We start from the raw sequence: 15,646 nt of genomic DNA on the forward strand, positions 1-15,646 counted from the left end.
GTGCGGCATGCACGTCGAGTTGCACCGGATCCGCTGACAGCAGCGGTACGTGGTGGATCACCACTCACGGGCGCCCGTCCCCGCGAGGACGGGCGCCCGTGAGCGCGGCCCGCGCTACGGCGTCGTCGTCGACACCACGTACACGAAGGGCTTCGCCGGGTTCTCCTGGTTCACCACGATGTCCAGGGTCGGCTCGGGGTTCTTCTGCTTGTGGGTGAGGCCCCGGTACGGGCCGGGGCCGTCGAAGGCCCAGCCGACGACCCTCTGGTTGCGCGGGCTGATGGCGATCTCGTCCTTCTTCAGCTCGGACGAGCTGGTCCCGATGGTCTTCAGGAACTTGTCGAGGCCGGAGTCCGTGGTGCGGAAGCGGACGTAGAGGCGGCTCGTCCTGAGGTTGTTCGTCTCGTAGTACGCGACGCCCTTGGCGGAGGAGACCGGTATCGGCACCTGGTACAGCCGGCGCTGGACCTTGGAGGGCCAGCCGATGGTGAGGCCCGTCGCGGAGTACTTGGCCTCCTTGTCCTTGCCGCTGCTACGGCTCTGGTCCGCGGAGATCACCAGATAGCCGGCGGGCACGCCGATGAGCAGCACGATCGTGAGCAGCGTCAGCGCGCGGCGGCGGATGACCCTCCGGCGGTTCCCAGGGGGGCGCTGCCCTTCGTCGGGGGACGAGGGCTGGCGTGGCACGGTCATTACTTGGGTCCCTGGGTCTCGCCGGCGGCGCTCGCCGGGCTTTGCGGGCCGAGGCCGAAGCCCTTGCCCTGGTGGTAACGCTCGTAGCGCTCGTACCGTTCCACGCGCCGGCGCTTGGCGCGGCGGAAGCGGCGGGCGACGAGCCGTGCGAGGTCCGCGGCGCCGACCATACCTGCCTCGGGGCCGAGCTGGGCGCGGGCGATGCGAGCCTCGGGGCGGTAGCCGCGGCCGGTGAGGTGGCGCCTGAAGGCGTCGCGGGCCGGGCCGATCAGCAGGTCGTCGGCCGCGGAGACGCCACCGCCGATGACGAAGCAGGACGGGTCGAGGGCGGCCGCGAGGTTCGCGATGCCGACGCCGAGCCACTGGCCGATGTCCTGGAGCAGCTCGATGCACATGGCGTCGCCCTCGCGGGCGAGCTCGGTGATGAGCGGGCCCGTGATGTCGGAGACGTTGCCCTTGACGCGCTCGATGAGCCCGTACGCGACCGGGGAGTCCGCGGCGGCGAGCTCGCGGGCCTCGCGCACGAGGGCGTTGCCGGAGCTGTACTGCTCCCAGCAGCCGCGGTTGCCGCACGGGCAGCGGTGGCCACCGGGGACGACCTGCATGTGGCCGAACTCACCGGCGACTCCGAACTTGCCTCGCTTGACCTGGCCGTCCTCCAGGATCGCGCCGCCGATACCGGTGCCCAGCGTGATCATGACCAAGTGGTCCTCGCCACGGCCCGCGCCGAAGCGCCACTCGGCCCAGGCGGCCGTGTTCGCGTCGTTGTCGACGAGTACGGGGACGGAGAGGCGGCTGGAGATCCGGTCCCGGAGGGGCTCGTTACGCCACGACAGGTGGGGCGCGAACAGGATGCGGTTGCGGTCCGCGTCGACCCAGCCGGCCGCGCCGATGCCGACGGCGTGCACGTCGTGCCGGTCGGAGAGGTCGAGCACCAGCTCCGTGATCGTGTCCTCGACGACCTTGGGGCTCTTGGACTTGTCCGGAGTCTCTGTGCGCAGGGTCTCCAGGATGTTGCCGTCGGCGTCGACGACGCCCGCCATCACCTTCGTACCGCCGATGTCGATACCGACGGTCGGGACGCGCGGCGCCGTCAGGTGGGAACGGCGCTCACGCGTGCCGACGGTCCGCAGGACGGTGGCTCGTGCGGAGCCGCGGTGGGCGAGGTCGCGGTAGGTGCTCATCGCGCCGATTGTGCCATTTCGCTGGCCGCTGTGGCTCATCCGCCAGGCGCCGGTGACCTGGGGTGGGCGTGGCGCTACCGCAGGTCCCATTTCGTCTGCGGGTCCGACGTGGCCGGTCTCGCCCCGCGGCGGAGCCGCGAAGTGTCACAGCCCCGCGGCCCTACGGGCGCCCGGCCTACGGAGCGTCCCGGCCCTCCAGCTCGTGGCGCAGGTCGTCCAGTTCGCTGCCGCCTGCCATCTGGCGGGTCAGTTCGTCGAGGGTGATCTCGTCGCGGGCGTAGCTGCCGAACATCGTGCCCCTCTTCAGGAGGACGAAGCGGTTGCCCACGAGGTACGCGTGATGCGGGTTGTGCGTGATCAGGACCACGCCGAGGCCCGCGTCGCGCGCGGCGGCGACGTACTTCAGGACGACGCCGGACTGCTTGACGCCGAGGGCGGCGGTCGGCTCGTCGAGCACGAGGACCTTGGCGCCGAAGTAGACGGCGCGGGCGATCGCCACGCACTGGCGTTCACCGCCCGAGAGGGTGCCGATGGGCTGGTCGACGTCGCGCAGGTCGATGCCCATGCGGAGCAGCTCCGCGTGGGTCGTCCTGCGCATCAGGTCGACGTCCAGCCGCTTGAAGGGCCCGGAGCCCTTCGTCGGCTCGGAGCCGAGGAAGAAGTTCCGCCAGACCGGCATCAGCGGGACGACGGCGAGGTCCTGGTACACCGTGGCGATACCGCGGTCGAGGGACTCGCGCGGACTGGCGAGCCGGGTCTCCTCGCCCTCGATGCTGAAGGAGCCGGAGTCGTGCCGGTGCAGACCTGCGATGATCTTGATGAGGGTCGACTTGCCCGCGCCGTTGTCGCCGAGGACACAGGAGATCTCGCCCGCGTGCACGACGAGGGAGACGTCCTCCAGGGCCCGGATGTTGCCGTAGTACTTACTGACGCCATCGAGCTCGACCAGCGCCGTACGCTCTGCGGTCTCGGTCATTTCGTCGCCTCCGCGCGCTTGCGGACCCACGCGTTGAGCAGGGTCGCGAGGAGCAGCATCGCCCCGAGGAAGAACTTGAACCAGTCCGGGTTCCACTCGGCGAACACGATGCCCTTGCTCGTCATGCCGAAGATCAGGGCGCCGATGGCCGCGCCGACCGCGGAACCGTAGCCGCCGGTGATCAGACAGCCGCCGATGACGGCCGCGATGATGTAGATCAGCTCGTTGCCGACGCCCTCGCCGGACTGCACGACCTCGAACGAGAACAGCAGGTGCTGTCCCGAGATCCAGGCGCCGAAGGCGACGCCCATGTAGAGGCCGATCTTGGTCTTGTTGACCGGGACGCCGACGGCGCGCGCCGCGTCCTCCCCGCCGCCGACCGCGTAGATCCAGTTGCCGACGCGGGTGCGCAGCAGGATCCAGGTGGCGACGACGATCAGGGCGAGCCACCACAGGATGGTGATCTTGAAGTTGACGCCGCCGACGGTGAGCGTGGAGGCGAAGACGTCCTTCGCGGAGGAGAAGCCCTCCATGTCGGAGATCGACTTGGTGGAGACGGTGCCGCTGATCAGCTTGGTGAAGCCGAGGTTCATGCCGGTCAGCATCAGGAACGTGCCGAGCGTGATGATGAAGCTCGGTGGGTCCGTGCGGGTCAGCATGACGCCGTTGAACACGCCGATGGCGAGCGTGAACAGGAGCGAGACGCCCACGCCGACCCAGACGTTGGCCGTCATCTGGTAGCTGAACATCGACGAGATCAGCGCGGACGTGGTGACCATGACACCGGCGGAGAGGTCGAACTCGCCGCCGATCATCAGCAGGGCCACGGGTACGGCCATGATGCCGATCGTCGACGACGCGTACAGGACCGTGGCGAGGCTGGAGGCCCGCAGGAAGCTGTCCGCGAAGATCGCGAAGAAGAGGAAGACGGCGATGGCGCCGACGACCGAGCCGAGTTCGGGCCGGCCCATGAGCTTGCGCAGCGGTGACGTCTTCAGGAGCCGCTCGTCCGTGAGCGGCGGGGTCCCTGGTGCGGCGGCGCTCATCGTGTCCCCCGGTTCGTGTACTCCTCGAGCTTGGCCGCCTGGTCCTTGGTGATGATCTGCGGTCCGGTGAGGACCGGCTTGCCGCCCCCGAGGACGTCCGCGTTGTAGCGGTAGAGCCAGAGCAGGTCCACGGCCTCGTAGCCCTGGAGGTAGGGCTGCTGGTCGACGGCGAAGCCGAGTGTGCCGTCCTTCAGACCGCCGGCGACCTTCTCGTTGAGGTCGAAGGTGTCGATCTCGGCCTTGCTGCCCGCGTCCTGCTTGGCCTTCACGGCGGTGGCGGCGAAGGGCGCGCCGAGCGTGACGACGGAGTCGATGGACTTGTCGGCCTGGAGCTTGGCGCCGATGGAGGACTGGACGTCGGGCATGTTGGTGCCCTCGACGTACAGGTTCTGCATCTGGCCCTTGAAGGTCTCCTTGGCGCCGGCGCAGCGCTGCTCGTGGCCGACGTTGCCCTGCTCGTGCAGGACGCACAGGGCCTTCTTGCGGCCGCGCTTGTTCAGCTCCTCGCCGACGGCCCGGCCCGCGATCGTCTCGTCCTGCCCGATGTGCGTGAGCGCGCCGAACTTCTTGGACTCCTCGGAGCCGGAGTTCACGGTGATCACGGGGATGCCGGCCTTCTCGGCGCGGGCGACGGCGGCCTTCATGGCGTCGGGCTTCGCGAGCGTGACGATCAGGCCGTCGACCTTCTTGTCCACGGCCGCGTCGACGAGCTGGGCCTGCTGCTGCGCCTCGTCGCTGTGCGAGTACAGGAAGTTGATGTTGTCCTTGATCGCGGCCTGCTTCGCGCCGCTCTGGACGATGTCCCAGAAGGTGTCGCCGTCGCCCGAATGGGTCACCATCGCGACGGTCCAGCGCGGGGTGTTCACCGCGGCCTTGCCCTGGGCCGAGGCCGCCTTCCTGGCGTCCTCCGCCCGCTTGCCGCCGGTACTGCTGCACCCCGCGAGGGTGAGACCGACTGCCCCTGCGAGGGCGATGCTCACCCAGCTCCGAAACCGTGCCACGAGGCCGTGCCCTTCTTCTTCTGGTGCCTGGTTCTGCGGGGCCGGCGGACCTGCCCCGGGGGCTCGATGACCGGCCCCAAACATCCAAGTATCGGGCACTGGGATCACGCATCCGTTCACCGGGTACCGCGCGCGGTGTACTTCTCGAGCTTCGGCACGTCCTTCTCGGTCACGATCGCGGGGCCCGTCAGGACCGGCTTTCCGCCGCCGATGACGTTGGCGTTGGTGCGGTAGAGCCACAGCTCGTCGACGGCGAGATAGCCCTGTAGGTAGGGCTGCTGGTCGACGGCGAAGCCCACGTCCTTCGCCTTGAGGCTCTTCACCACGGCCGCGTTCAGGTCGAAGGTGTCCACCTCCGCCTCGCTGCCCGCGTCCTGCTTGGCCTTCACGGCGACGGCAGCGGTGGGGGCGCCGAGCGCGACGACCGCGTCGATGTCCTTGGCCGCCTGAAGCTTGGCCTCGATGGACGACTGGGACGCGGGGGCGTTGGTGCCCTCGACGTTGAGGTTCTCGACGGTGCCCTTGAAGGTCTTCTTGACGCCGGCGCAGCGCTGCTCCAGGGAGACGTTGCCCTGTTCGTGGATGACGCAGAGCACCTTCTTCCTGCCCCGCGCGTTGAGTTCGCTGCCCACGGCCTCGCCGGCCACGGACTCGTCCTGCCCGATGTGGGTGAGCGCGCCGAACCGCTGCGAGAACTCGCCGCCGGAGTTGATCGTGACGACCGGGATCCCGGCGTCCTTCGCCTTGGCGAGTACGGCCTTCATGGCCTCGGGCTTGGCCAGGGTGACGACGATCCCGTCGACCTTCTTGTCGATCGCCGACTGGACCAGCTCGGCCTGCCCCTTGGCCTCTTTGTCGTTCGAGTAGAGGAACTGGACGTTGTCCTTGGCGGCGGCCTGCTTGGCGCCGCTCTGGACGATGTCCCAGAAGGTGTCGCCCTCGCCGGAGTGCGTGACCATCGCGATCTTCAGGCGGGGCGTGCCGGCGGACTTGCCGCCTCCTGAGCCGTCGGCCTTGTCCTCGGAGGTCTTGCCTCCGGAGCTGCTGCATCCGGCCGCGAGTGCGACGACCGCAATGAGGGTTGCTGCCGTGCGGGCTGTGCGCATGGTGTGCCACCTCTCTCCTCGCCGCCCGTGTGCGGCTGGAGGAGTTCTAGCGGTGGGTACCCGGCACCGTCAATGACTTTGTCATAACATTCTTACGGCCGTACGAGGAGCTGGAACTCGAAGGAGTAGCGGGACGCCCGGTATGTGTGCGACCCGAACTCGACGGGTCGGCCGGTGTCGTCGAACGTGGTGCGCTGCATGGTCAGGAGCGGGGCGCCCGCGGGCTCGGCGAGCCGCTCGCCCTCCTCGGCCGTGGCGGCGCGGGCGCCGACGGACTGGCGGGCGCTGTGCAGGGTTATCCCCGCGGCGCGCATCAGCCGGTAGAGCCCGGTCGCCTCCAGCCGCTCCGTATCGAGCGGGAGCAGCCCGGTGGGCAGGTGGTTGCAGAGGTATGCGACCGGGTCGCCGTGGGTCAGCCGCAGCCGCTCGACCCGGTGCACCTCGTCGCCCTCCGCCACCCCGAGCGCGGCCGCGACCTCGGCGGACGCGGGCACGAGGGTGTTGGCCGAAACGCGCGTCTCGGGCTTCTGGCCCGCCGCCTCCAGGTCGTCGTAGAGGCTGCTGAGCTCCAGGGGGCGCTTGACCTGGCTGTGGACGACCTGGGTGCCGACGCCCCGGCGGCGGACGAGAAGGCCCTTGTCGACGAGGGACTGAATGGCCTGGCGCACGGTGGGCCGGGACAGGCCGAGCCGGCCCGCGAGCTCGATCTCGTTGCCGAGCAGGCTGCCGGGCGTCAGGGAGCCGCGCTCGATCGCCGCCTCCAGCTGCTGGGAGAGCTGGAAATAGAGCGGAACCGGACTGCTGCGGTCCACGCTGAGCTGGAGCGACACGGTCGGGTCGACTACTGGTTTGGCCACGGGCCGAGCGTAGTCGCAAGGAATGTTGACGGGAAGTCGTGAAGTTCGGTTGTCAGGACAAACCGTTGACAGCGGGTTCCCCGGGCGGCACCTTGACTGCATGCGCATCGGACTCATCGGGACGGGCCGTATCGGCACCTTTCACGCAGCTGTTCTGGAGCGGTACCGCGAGGTCGGCTCGCTCGTCGTCACGGACGCGGACCCGGAGCGGGCCGTCGCGCTCGCGGACCGGATCGGCGCGACCGCGGCGCCCACGGTGGACGAGATCTTCTCCTGGGGCGTGGACGCGGTGGTCATCACGGCGGCGACGTCCGCGCACGGCGACCTGATCGGGCGGGCGGCGCGGGCCGGGCTCCCGGTGTTCTGCGAGAAGCCCATCGCCCTCGACCTGCCGGGCACGCTGGCCGCGCTCGACGAGGTGGAGCGGGCCGGGACCGTGCTCCAGCTGGGCTTCCAGCGCCGCTTCGACGCGGGGTACACGGCGGCGCGCGAGGCGGTGCGCTCGGGCCGCCTCGGCCGGGTGCACACCGTACGGGCCATGACGAGCGACCCGGCGCCGCCGCCGGCCGCCTATCTGCCGCTCTCCGGCGGGCTCTACCGGGACTGCCTGGTCCATGACTTCGACATCCTGCGCTGGGTGACCGGCCGCGAGGTGACGGAGGTGTACGCGACCGGGTCCGACGCCGGGCCCGCGATGTTCCGCGAGGCCGGGGATGTCGACACGGCTGCCGCCGTCCTCACGCTGGACGACGGCGCGCTGGTCACGGCGACGGCGACGCGCTGCAACGGCGCGGGCTACGACGTACGCATGGAACTCTCCGGCGAGCTGGACACAGTCGTCGTCGGCCTCGACGACCGCACGCCCTTCGCCTCCACCGAGCCCAAGGGCCCCTCGGCCGCGACCAAGCCCTGGCCCGGCTTCCTGGAACGCTTCGCCCCCGCGTACGAGGCGGAACTCGTCGCGTTCGTCGACGTGGTGCGCGGCGAACGCGAGAACCCGTGCGACGGCCGCGAGGCACTGCACGCGCTGCGGATCGCGGAGGCCTGCGAACTGTCGCGCCGGGAGCGGCGGTTGGTCCGAATGGAGGAGATTCCTGGGGGCTGATTCTCCGGTCCCTCTTCCATACCTCGTATGCAACTCGGGCGAACGATCGTGGCCGCGCCGTCGCCGAACTCGGTGAGCCGGGCGCCCACGAGACGGGTGGTCCACGGTCGACGGGTCGCAGCGGACCACGGCCTGGCGCCGGCCGCCGGCTCAGCCCTGCGCGACCGGCAGGATCGTGCCCTGGGCCACCGCGCACAGCTTCTCCGTGCCGTCCTCGGGGTACGGCCGACCGGTCGCGCCGGGCGGTGGTGTCCTGTCACTCACCACCGGACCGGCAGACTGCGGACACCCCTTATCAGCATGCCGGGCAGCCAGTCGTCGGCCGGGCCGTCGAGCGCGAGCGCGGGGGCGCGGTCCAGGAGCGAGCGCAGGGCGATCTGGCCTTCGAGGCGGGCCAGGGGTGCGCCGAGGCAGTGGTGAAGGCCGTGCCCGAAGGCGATGTGGCCCCGGGCGTCGCGCCGGATGTCGAAGCGGCCCGGCTCGGGGAAGCGGTCCGCGTCGTGGTCGGCGGCGGCGAGGCCCACGAGGACGGGGGAGCCGCCGGGGATGACCGTGCCGCCGATCTCGGTGTCATCGACCGTGAAGCGGTACGTCGCGTTCTCCACGGGGCCCTCGTAACGCAGCATCTCCTCGACGGCGCCGTCGAGGAGGGTCATGTCGGCGCGCAGGGCGTCGAGTTGACCGGGGTGGGTCAGCAGAGCCCGTACGCCGCCCGCGATCAGGTTCACCGTCGTCTCGTGGCCCGCGATGAGGAGGAGGAAGGCCATGGCGCGCAGCTCGTCGGGCGAGAGCCGGTCGCCGTCCTCCGCGGTCGTGCGGATCAGGGCGCTGAGCAGGTCGTCGGCGGGGGCCGAAGCCTGCTTGTCCTCGATCAGGTCGCGCAGGTACGCGGCGAGTTCCGCGAACACCGCGTACTCGGCCTCGCGGTCGGTCGGCGCCACCACCTCGTTCGACATGCGCCGGAAGTCGGCGCGGTCGATGTCGGGCACGCCGAGGAGCTCGCAGATGACCGTGAGCGGCAGTGGGAAGGCGAACGACTCGACGAGGTCGGCGCGGCCGTGCGGGAGCATCGCGTCGAGGAGGTCGTCGGTGATGCACTGGATGCGCGGGCGCAGGGATTCGACGCGGCGCGCGGTGAAGGCGCGGGTGACGAGGGAGCGCAGCCGCGTGTGGTGCGGCGGGTCGGTGATCAGCAGATGGGCGCCGATCAGCTCTTCGTCGAGGCCGGAGAAGCCCAGCTTGGCGGGGGACTTGACCAGGCGCGGGTCGGTGAGCGCGGCGCGCGCCTCCTCGTGCCCGACGATCAGCCACGCCTCGCCGTCGTCGGCGGGCTTCGGCAGCCGCACCCGGTGCACCGGGCCCCGGGCGCGCAGCTCCTCGTAAACGGGATACGGGTCGGCCGTGAAGCCCGCGTACTCGCCCAGATCGATCAGTTCCCCCATGGCACCGCCCCTCACGTCGGTCAGGCGTCGATCCCTGCTGAATCTAACTCGCGCCACTGGCAATCGGTTCCCGTGACGTGATCGACGCGCCGCCCTCGGCCAGGAAACGCGCGAGCGGCAGGGTCGCCGCGCCGACTGTCACCGCGTCGGGTCCGAGGCGCCCGAGTTCGATGGTGGTCTGGGCGTACGGGTGGCGCAGCGCGTACGCGGCGGCCGCCCGCCGGACCGGTTCGAGGAGGCGAGGGCCGAGGAGCAGCCCGGCCCAGCCGCCGACGACGATGCGCTCGGGGTTGAAGAGATTGACGAGGTCGGCGATGCCCGCGCCGAGGAACTCGGCCGTCTCGTCGAGGAGTTCACCGGCTTCGGGGGCGGCGAGGAGTTCGGCGAGCGCCCCCTCCTCGTCGGCCGAGGTCGGGTGGCCGCCGCTCTCCCGCCACCGTTCGAGCAGCGCCTCGGCGCCCACGTACGCCTCCAGGCAGCCGCGCGCCCCGCACCGGCAACGGCGTCCGCCGACCTGGAGCGTGGTGTGGCCCCACTCCCCCGCACTGCCGGACGAGCCCTGGTAGGGGACGCCGTCGGCGATGACGCAGGCGCCGACGCCGGAGCCGATGAGGGTGACGACGGCGTTGCGGGCGCCGCGGCCCGCGCCGAACCACATCTCGGCGAGGCCGAGCGTCTTGGCTCCGTTGTCGACGAACAGGGGCAGTTCGGAAGGGAGTTCACCGCAGTCGCGGAGCATCGCCTCGAGGGGGACGGCGTCCCAGCCGATGGCCTGGCCGTGCACGACGGCTCCGACGGCGCCGCCCGCACCGGAGGCGTCGACGATGCCGGGCACGCCGATGCCGACGCCGATGAGGGCGTCCGGCGCGACCTTCGTCTCGGCGAGCACCTGCGCGAGGCCGGCCGCGACGATCCGTACGACGTCCCGCGCGTCATGGTGTCCGTCGGGCAACGGGGCATCCACGCGCGCGAGTTCGTTCAGGGTGAAGTCGAAGAGCTCCACGCGTACCCGTGTCTCGCCGATGTCGACGCCGGCGAGGTGGCCGCAGTGCGGGGCGACGCGCAGGAGCGTGCGCGGCCTGCCGCCGTCGGAGTCCACCGATCCGGCTTCCTCCAGGAGACCGTCGGCGACGAGCTCGGAGACGACATTGCTGATCGACCCCGAGCTGAGTGCGGTGAGCGGGCCCAACTCCTGTCGGCTGAGCGGCCCGTCGAAGTAGAGCTTGCGCAGCACCGTGGCGCGGTTGTTGCGTCTGAGGTCACGCACCGTGCGCCGGCGTGGTCCGGCCATCGTCATCCTCCCCCGTGCGGCGACCCCTGAGCGCCGTTCGCCCGCGCCCGGGTCACGCTGTGAATTTACCCGTGCCGCGGGGGTCAGTCGTCCAGGAGTCCCGCGTCGTGGGTCAGGAGGGCGATCTGGACGCGGTTGTTCAGGCCGAGTTTCGCGAGGATGCGGGAGACGTGCGCCTTGACGGTCGCGACGCTCATGTAGAGCTCGGCGGCGATCTCCGCGTTGGACGTGCCGCGGCCCACGGCGACGGCCACCTCCCTTTCGCGGTCGGCCAGTTCGGCGAGGCGCTCACGCGCGCGTGCCCTGCGGTCCTGCTGCGGGTCGGGGCCGGTGGCCCGCGTGATGAGCTGCCGGGTCACGGTCGGCGACAGGACGGGCGCTCCGGAGGCGACCCGGCGGACCGCCTCGACGATCTCGGCGGGCGCGGTGTCCTTGAGGACGAAACCCGCGGCCCCGGCGCGCAGCGCCCGCAGTACCTGTTCGTCGGCGTGGAACGTGGTGAGGACGATGACCTCGGGTGCGTCGGGCCGCGCCCGCAGCGCCTCGGTCGCGGCGAGACCGTCCACGTCCGGCATGCGGATGTCCATGAGGACGACGTCGGGCCGGGTCTCGGCGACGAGGGCGGGGACCTCCGAGCCGTCGCCCGCCTGGCCGACGATCTCGATGTCGGGCACGCCCCCGAGCATGAAGGAGAGGCCCGCGCGCACCAGCGGGTCGTCGTCGACGAGGAGCACCCTGATCGGTTCCACCGAATTCACCCAGTCCCGCCTTCGCGCCGTCGTACCGCGGCCGTCACCGTCCCCGGGGGCCACCGTAGCGAGCCGGTGATCACGTGGTCCAGGCGTGCCGGCCGCGGGCGGGGGTCACCCGGGCCACGGCAGCCAGGCCTCGATCGCGAAGCCCCCGTCGTCGGCGGCGCCGTGGCCGAGGCTGCCGCCGGCCAGGGTGGCGCGTTCCGTGAGGCCGATCAGGCCCTGGCCCGAGCCGGGCACGTGCGGGACCTCGCCCGGGGGCGGCGGGTTGCGGACCGAGACGGTGACCCCGTCTCCCGGAGCACCCGACACGAGGACCTCGACCTCGGCGCCGGGGGCGTGCTTGCGGGCGTTGGTCAGGCCTTCCTGGACAATGCGGTAGGCGGTGCGGCCGACGGACGCGGGGACGGCGTCCGGGGCGGTGACCTGCTGGTCGAGGACGATCTTCATGCCCGCCTCGCGGGACTCGGCGACCAGGGCGTCGAGCCCGGCGAGCGTCGGCTGTGGCCGCCCCGACTCCTCGCCGTGGTCGTCGGCCCGCAGGACGCCGATGATCTCGCGCAGGTCCTGGAGCGCCTCGTGGGCGCTCTCGCGGATGACGCCGGCCGCCCGCGCGACTTCCTGCTGGGGTGCGTCGGGCCGGAACTCCAGGGCGCCCGCGTGCACGCTGAGCAGGGTGAGCCGGTGGGCGAGCACGTCGTGCATCTCGCGGGCGATCGCCTCGCGGGCGAGGCGCTGCGCCTGCTCGGCCCGCAGCCCGGCCTCGGTCTCGGCGCGCCTCGCCCGGTCGCGCAGCGACATCAGGAGCTGGCGCCGGGAGCGTACGAACATGCCCCAGCCGACGACGGTGATCGTGAGGACGATCGTGAAGGTGACGGAGACGACGTACGGCGAGTCCGGGTCCGGCCGGATCCAGAAGAAGAACGGGATCAGCGCGCAGGAGGCGCCGGCGACCCAGGCGACGTACCGGAAGGGGCGGTGCACGGCGAGGGTGAAGATGGCGACCATGGTGGCGCCGCCCGCGCTGTTCGACACCATGCTGACGGCCGCCAGCGCGATGGCCAGGCCCAGGGGCCACCTCCTGCGCAGCCACACGGCGGCGCAGGCGAGCGCGCCGAGCCACTGGTCGACGTCGGCGAGGCCCTCGGAGGTGTTCGGGTCGTTCGAGACGGAGTGGGCGCCGAGCAGGCCGATGCCCACGGCGGCGAGGAAACAGGTGAAGTCGACGACCCAGTCGCGCAGGGTGCGGCGCCTGCGGCCGGGGCGGCCGTCAGGGTCCAGGTCGAGCTCGTCGGCGACCGCCGAGGGCAGCATCCTGCGCCGCCACCGGTACAGCTCCCCCGGTGAGGTCGTCCCTGTCCGCTCCCGAACCTCCATGGTCGACAAATCTACGCACCCGTGGTGCCCGGGACCGCCCCGTGGAGCGGACCGTGGACGAAAGTCGCGGCGGCCGGTACTTCGGTAGGCGCGCCCCGTCGTAAGTCGCGTCTTGCGGCGGGACGCGCCTCGCCCCGCGGCCGATGTGCGTGGGAGGTCCGCGGGGCGAGGTTGTCACCCATGAAGAAGGTTCTGGAGTTCATCGGCGCGATCGCGCTCATTCAGGGCACGGTCGGCCTGCTGCACAAGTTCACCGGGTGGCTGAGCTGGGGCGTCATCAAGCATCTCGGCATCCTCGACGGCTACGAGGTGTACGGGAGCATCGCGCTGATCGTGCTCGCGTTCGCCCTGTTCGCCGCGTCGGAGAACCTCAAGAGCTGACGGCGCCGGTCACCTGGGTCGTTCAGCAGCCGTAGTCGACGAGGTCGAACGTCGCGTAGTGATCGCCGGTGTAGTAGTCCTCCTGGGACTGCTCACCGGTGACGATGCGGCGGGCGCCGCGGGTCGGGGAGCCGGGGGTGATGACCGTGTACTCGTGGTAGTAGCCGGTGGACTGCGAGGGCAGGACGCCCTCCCGGTTCTGGAAGACGGTGCCGTCCTGGTCGTACGGGTAGGGGCCGCCCTGCTCGATGAGGTCGAGCGTGTCGTGGGCCTGGGAGGGCAGCGCCGAGTAGCAGATGTCGCCGACGGCTGTCACGGAGTACGTGACGGGGGCCGGGGCCGCGGTGGCCGAGCCGGCGAGGACGGGGCCGCCGATGAGCAGGGCGGCGGCGAGGGCAGTGACGCTGGCGATTCGTGGGGGGATTCGCATGGCCCTAGTGTGACGCGCGTAGAGCATGACGTGTCAACGTCAAGTCGGGGGAGTTTTCCGGAAGTTAACCAATCGGAGGCACCGATTCAGGCGCCTCCGGGGCGCGTTCAGGGCCCGTTCAAGGTGCGGCTCAGGCGGTGGCGCGGCGCCCCCACGCCGTCCCTGCCAGCACGAACACGGCCCCCAACAGGCCCAGCGGCCCCAGGCGTTCGCCGCCGACGGTGATGCCGGCCGCCGCGGCCCACAGCGGCTCGGTGCCAAGAAGCAGGCTCACCCGGGACGGTGACGTCCGGTGGACCGCCCACATCTGCACGAAGAAGGCGAAGAGCGTACAGAAGACGGACAGGAAGACGAGCCCCGCCCATGCGCGCGGGCCGAAGTCCGCGGCCGCCTCCCACGGCGCGGCGCCCGTCCCCGGCACCACGCACAGGAGCGCGAACACCACGACGGACGCGCCCAGTTGGACCGTCGTCAGGGGCAGCGCGTCCGCGCCCCGCACCGACTTCATCCGGGCCATGGCGAGGACGTGGACGGTGCGGGCGAGTGCCGCGAGCAGCATCAGGAGGTCGCCGGCGGACGGGGCCGTGAAGCCGCCGCTCTGGGTGAGCAGGACGACGCCGGCCACGGAGACGGCGGCCGCGGCGAGGAAGGTGCGGGACGGCCTGGTCCGCTTCACCGCGGCCTCGGCGAGGGGCGTGAAGATCATGGTGAGGCTGATGATGAGGCCCGCGTTCGTCGCCGAGGTGTGGACGACACCGTAGGTCTCCAGGAGGAAGATCCCGCTGAGGATCAGCCCGAGGAGTCCCGCCCCGCGCCACTGCGCGGCGCTCAGCCCACGCAGCGCGCCCCGCCCGGCCACGGCGAGCGCCGGCAGGACGGCGCCGAACCGGAGCACGAGGACCGCGAGGACGGTGGTCTGTGTAGTGATGCCCTTGGCCGCGAGATAGCTGGCTCCCCAGACGACGGCCACGAGGAGAACGGGGAGGTCGGTGAGCCAGGCGCGGCGGGGCGCGGTGACGGTGAGCGTGGTCAAGGTGCGGTCTCCGGCGGCGTACGGCGGCGTGGAGACGACGGCGGCTCGCACGGGGACGGGCTCACGGTACCGACGGCAAGATCATCAGGGCCACCGCTTTCCGCCCACCGGACCCGCCCGGCAGCTCACCGCCGCGGGCGGGGGCATCGGTGTCCGTTTGCCGCCAGCGTCGGCGGTCACCCGTCCATTTACTTGAAGTCATAACAACCGATGGCTTCAGGAGGACCCATGAACGGCAAGGCAGCACTCGTCACCGGTGGCAGCCGCGGGATCGGCGCGGCGACCGCGCTGCGGCTGGCCCGCGAGGGCGCGGATGTGGCGGTCACCTACGTGAACGGCAAGGAGGCGGCCGAGGAGGTCGTGCGCCGCATCGAGGCACTGGGCCGGCGCGGTCTCGCACTGCGCGCCGACTCGGCGGACGCGCACGAGGCGGCGGGGGCGGTGGATCAGGCGGCGGACGCGTTCGGCGGGCTCGACGTGCTGGTGAACAATGTGGGCGTGGGGGTGCTCGGGCCGCTGGAGGGCTTCTCGCTCGCCGAGATCGACCACGCGCTCGCGGTGAACGTGCGCGGCGTCCTGCTGGCGTCGCAGGCGGCCGCGACGCGACTGTCCGACGGCGGCAGGATCGTCACCGTCGGCACCTGCATGGCGAAGCGCGTACCGGGCCCTGGCGGGACCGTGTACGCGACGACCAAGGCGGCCCTGATCGGCCTGACGAAGGCGCTGGCACGTGAGTTGGGCGGCCGCGGCATCACGGCGAACATCGTCCACCCGGGCCCGATCGACACGGACATGAACCCGGCGGACGGACCGTACGCCTCGGGCCAGACCGTGTCCGTCGCGCTGGACCGGTTCGGCACGGCCGACGAGGTGGCGTCGATGGTCGCCTATCTCGCGGGCCCCGAGGCCACGTATGTCACGGGCGCGGAGTTCGCCGTGGACGGCGGGCACGCGGCGTGACGTGTGCGCGCG

General features: G+C 71.3%; 16 protein-coding genes. 3 read left to right on the forward strand and 13 right to left on the reverse strand.

Annotated elements, in window-relative coordinates:
- Positions 1-114: 114 nt before the first annotated feature.
- The 7 genes from OG698_RS12820 to OG698_RS12850 all read right to left on the reverse strand — a co-directional run bounded on the left by OG698_RS12820 (position 115) and on the right by OG698_RS12850 (position 6,836).
- Positions 115-693 (reverse strand): sugar kinase, encoded by a 579-nt coding sequence (locus OG698_RS12820; RefSeq protein WP_406103188.1) that lies wholly within the window; start codon positions 691-693, stop codon positions 115-117.
- Entirely contained in the window at positions 693-1,877 is a 1,185-nt protein-coding gene (locus OG698_RS12825) for an ROK family glucokinase (protein ID WP_326773445.1), read from the reverse strand. The genes OG698_RS12820 and OG698_RS12825 overlap by 1 nt, the downstream gene beginning before the upstream one ends.
- A gap of 175 nt (positions 1,878-2,052) precedes the next feature.
- The gene (locus OG698_RS12830; protein WP_399967854.1) at positions 2,053-2,853 is read right to left on the reverse strand and encodes an ATP-binding cassette domain-containing protein; all 801 of its coding nucleotides are present in this window, start codon (positions 2,851-2,853) and stop codon (positions 2,053-2,055) included.
- Entirely contained in the window at positions 2,850-3,899 is a 1,050-nt protein-coding gene (locus tag OG698_RS12835; protein WP_406103189.1) for an ABC transporter permease, read from the reverse strand. Before OG698_RS12835 ends, OG698_RS12830 begins: the two co-directional genes overlap by 4 nt.
- Positions 3,896-4,900, reverse strand: a complete 1,005-nt coding sequence (locus tag OG698_RS12840; RefSeq protein WP_399967850.1) for a sugar ABC transporter substrate-binding protein — start codon at positions 4,898-4,900, stop codon at positions 3,896-3,898. The genes OG698_RS12835 and OG698_RS12840 overlap by 4 nt, the downstream gene beginning before the upstream one ends.
- A 116-nt stretch (positions 4,901-5,016) precedes the next feature.
- Positions 5,017-6,006: a sugar ABC transporter substrate-binding protein gene (locus OG698_RS12845; RefSeq protein WP_406103190.1), complete on the reverse strand. Its 990-nt coding sequence runs from the start codon at positions 6,004-6,006 to the stop codon at positions 5,017-5,019.
- A gap of 92 nt (positions 6,007-6,098) precedes the next feature.
- Positions 6,099-6,836 carry a GntR family transcriptional regulator gene (locus tag OG698_RS12850; RefSeq protein ID WP_406111018.1) on the reverse strand — a complete coding sequence of 246 codons (738 nt, stop codon included), beginning with the start codon at positions 6,834-6,836 and terminating at the stop codon, positions 6,099-6,101.
- A 127-nt stretch (positions 6,837-6,963) separates the two neighbouring features.
- Between OG698_RS12850 and OG698_RS12855 the strand changes: the two genes are divergently transcribed.
- The gene (locus tag OG698_RS12855) at positions 6,964-7,968 is read left to right on the forward strand and encodes a Gfo/Idh/MocA family oxidoreductase (RefSeq protein WP_329569104.1); all 1,005 of its coding nucleotides are present in this window, start codon (positions 6,964-6,966) and stop codon (positions 7,966-7,968) included.
- A gap of 260 nt (positions 7,969-8,228) precedes the next feature.
- Here the strand turns inward: OG698_RS12855 and OG698_RS12860 are convergent, their stop codons facing one another.
- The 4 genes from OG698_RS12860 to OG698_RS12875 form a co-directional block, all read right to left on the reverse strand.
- On the reverse strand, positions 8,229-9,410 hold the full coding sequence (locus OG698_RS12860) for a cytochrome P450 (RefSeq protein ID WP_406103191.1): 1,182 nt from the start codon (positions 9,408-9,410) through the stop codon (positions 8,229-8,231).
- A 43-nt stretch (positions 9,411-9,453) separates the two neighbouring features.
- Positions 9,454-10,701: an ROK family protein gene (locus OG698_RS12865; RefSeq protein WP_406103192.1), complete on the reverse strand. Its 1,248-nt coding sequence runs from the start codon at positions 10,699-10,701 to the stop codon at positions 9,454-9,456.
- Positions 10,702-10,784: 83 nt separating this feature from the next.
- Positions 10,785-11,450 (reverse strand): response regulator, encoded by a 666-nt coding sequence (locus OG698_RS12870; RefSeq protein WP_406103193.1) that lies wholly within the window; start codon positions 11,448-11,450, stop codon positions 10,785-10,787.
- 114 nt (positions 11,451-11,564) lie between these two features.
- Positions 11,565-12,830 carry a histidine kinase gene (locus tag OG698_RS12875; protein WP_406103194.1) on the reverse strand — a complete coding sequence of 422 codons (1,266 nt, stop codon included), beginning with the start codon at positions 12,828-12,830 and terminating at the stop codon, positions 11,565-11,567.
- A gap of 180 nt (positions 12,831-13,010) precedes the next feature.
- On the opposite strand from OG698_RS12875, the gene OG698_RS12880 reads away from it, so the two are divergent.
- Positions 13,011-13,211 (forward strand): hypothetical protein, encoded by a 201-nt coding sequence (locus OG698_RS12880; protein WP_406103195.1) that lies wholly within the window; start codon positions 13,011-13,013, stop codon positions 13,209-13,211.
- A gap of 22 nt (positions 13,212-13,233) precedes the next feature.
- Here the strand turns inward: OG698_RS12880 and OG698_RS12885 are convergent, their stop codons facing one another.
- On the reverse strand, positions 13,234-13,641 hold the full coding sequence (locus OG698_RS12885; protein WP_329569115.1) for a ribonuclease domain-containing protein: 408 nt from the start codon (positions 13,639-13,641) through the stop codon (positions 13,234-13,236).
- A 130-nt stretch (positions 13,642-13,771) separates the two neighbouring features.
- Positions 13,772-14,674, reverse strand: coding sequence for a DMT family transporter (locus tag OG698_RS12890; protein ID WP_406111020.1), 903 nt, complete (start codon positions 14,672-14,674; stop codon positions 13,772-13,774).
- 228 nt (positions 14,675-14,902) lie between these two features.
- On the opposite strand from OG698_RS12890, the gene OG698_RS12895 reads away from it, so the two are divergent.
- Positions 14,903-15,634 (forward strand): SDR family oxidoreductase, encoded by a 732-nt coding sequence (locus OG698_RS12895; protein WP_383081151.1) that lies wholly within the window; start codon positions 14,903-14,905, stop codon positions 15,632-15,634.
- Positions 15,635-15,646: the final 12 nt, after the last annotated feature.

Source organism: Streptomyces sp. NBC_01003 (genome assembly GCF_045162695.1).
GTDB lineage: Bacteria > Actinomycetota > Actinomycetes > Streptomycetales > Streptomycetaceae > Streptomyces.

What these genes read in the sequence shown, in the direction of transcription:
- OG698_RS12885 (WP_329569115.1), bottom strand. Translation starts at nt 13,641, where the DNA reads ATGCGAATCCCCCCACGAATCGCCAGCGTCACTGCCCTCGCCGCCGCC.
- OG698_RS12865 (WP_406103192.1), bottom strand. Translation starts at nt 10,701, where the DNA reads ATGGCCGGACCACGCCGGCGCACGGTGCGTGACCTCAGACGCAACAAC.
- OG698_RS12880 (WP_406103195.1), top strand. Translation starts at nt 13,011, where the DNA reads ATGAAGAAGGTTCTGGAGTTCATCGGCGCGATCGCGCTCATTCAGGGC.
- OG698_RS12875 (WP_406103194.1), bottom strand. Translation starts at nt 12,830, where the DNA reads ATGGAGGTTCGGGAGCGGACAGGGACGACCTCACCGGGGGAGCTGTAC.
- OG698_RS12835 (WP_406103189.1), bottom strand. Translation starts at nt 3,899, where the DNA reads ATGAGCGCCGCCGCACCAGGGACCCCGCCGCTCACGGACGAGCGGCTC.
- OG698_RS12825 (WP_326773445.1), bottom strand. Translation starts at nt 1,877, where the DNA reads ATGAGCACCTACCGCGACCTCGCCCACCGCGGCTCCGCACGAGCCACC.
- OG698_RS12855 (WP_329569104.1), top strand. Translation starts at nt 6,964, where the DNA reads ATGCGCATCGGACTCATCGGGACGGGCCGTATCGGCACCTTTCACGCA.
- OG698_RS12820 (WP_406103188.1), bottom strand. Translation starts at nt 693, where the DNA reads ATGACCGTGCCACGCCAGCCCTCGTCCCCCGACGAAGGGCAGCGCCCC.
- OG698_RS12860 (WP_406103191.1), bottom strand. Translation starts at nt 9,410, where the DNA reads ATGGGGGAACTGATCGATCTGGGCGAGTACGCGGGCTTCACGGCCGAC.
- OG698_RS12845 (WP_406103190.1), bottom strand. Translation starts at nt 6,006, where the DNA reads ATGCGCACAGCCCGCACGGCAGCAACCCTCATTGCGGTCGTCGCACTC.
- OG698_RS12830 (WP_399967854.1), bottom strand. Translation starts at nt 2,853, where the DNA reads ATGACCGAGACCGCAGAGCGTACGGCGCTGGTCGAGCTCGATGGCGTC.
- OG698_RS12895 (WP_383081151.1), top strand. Translation starts at nt 14,903, where the DNA reads ATGAACGGCAAGGCAGCACTCGTCACCGGTGGCAGCCGCGGGATCGGC.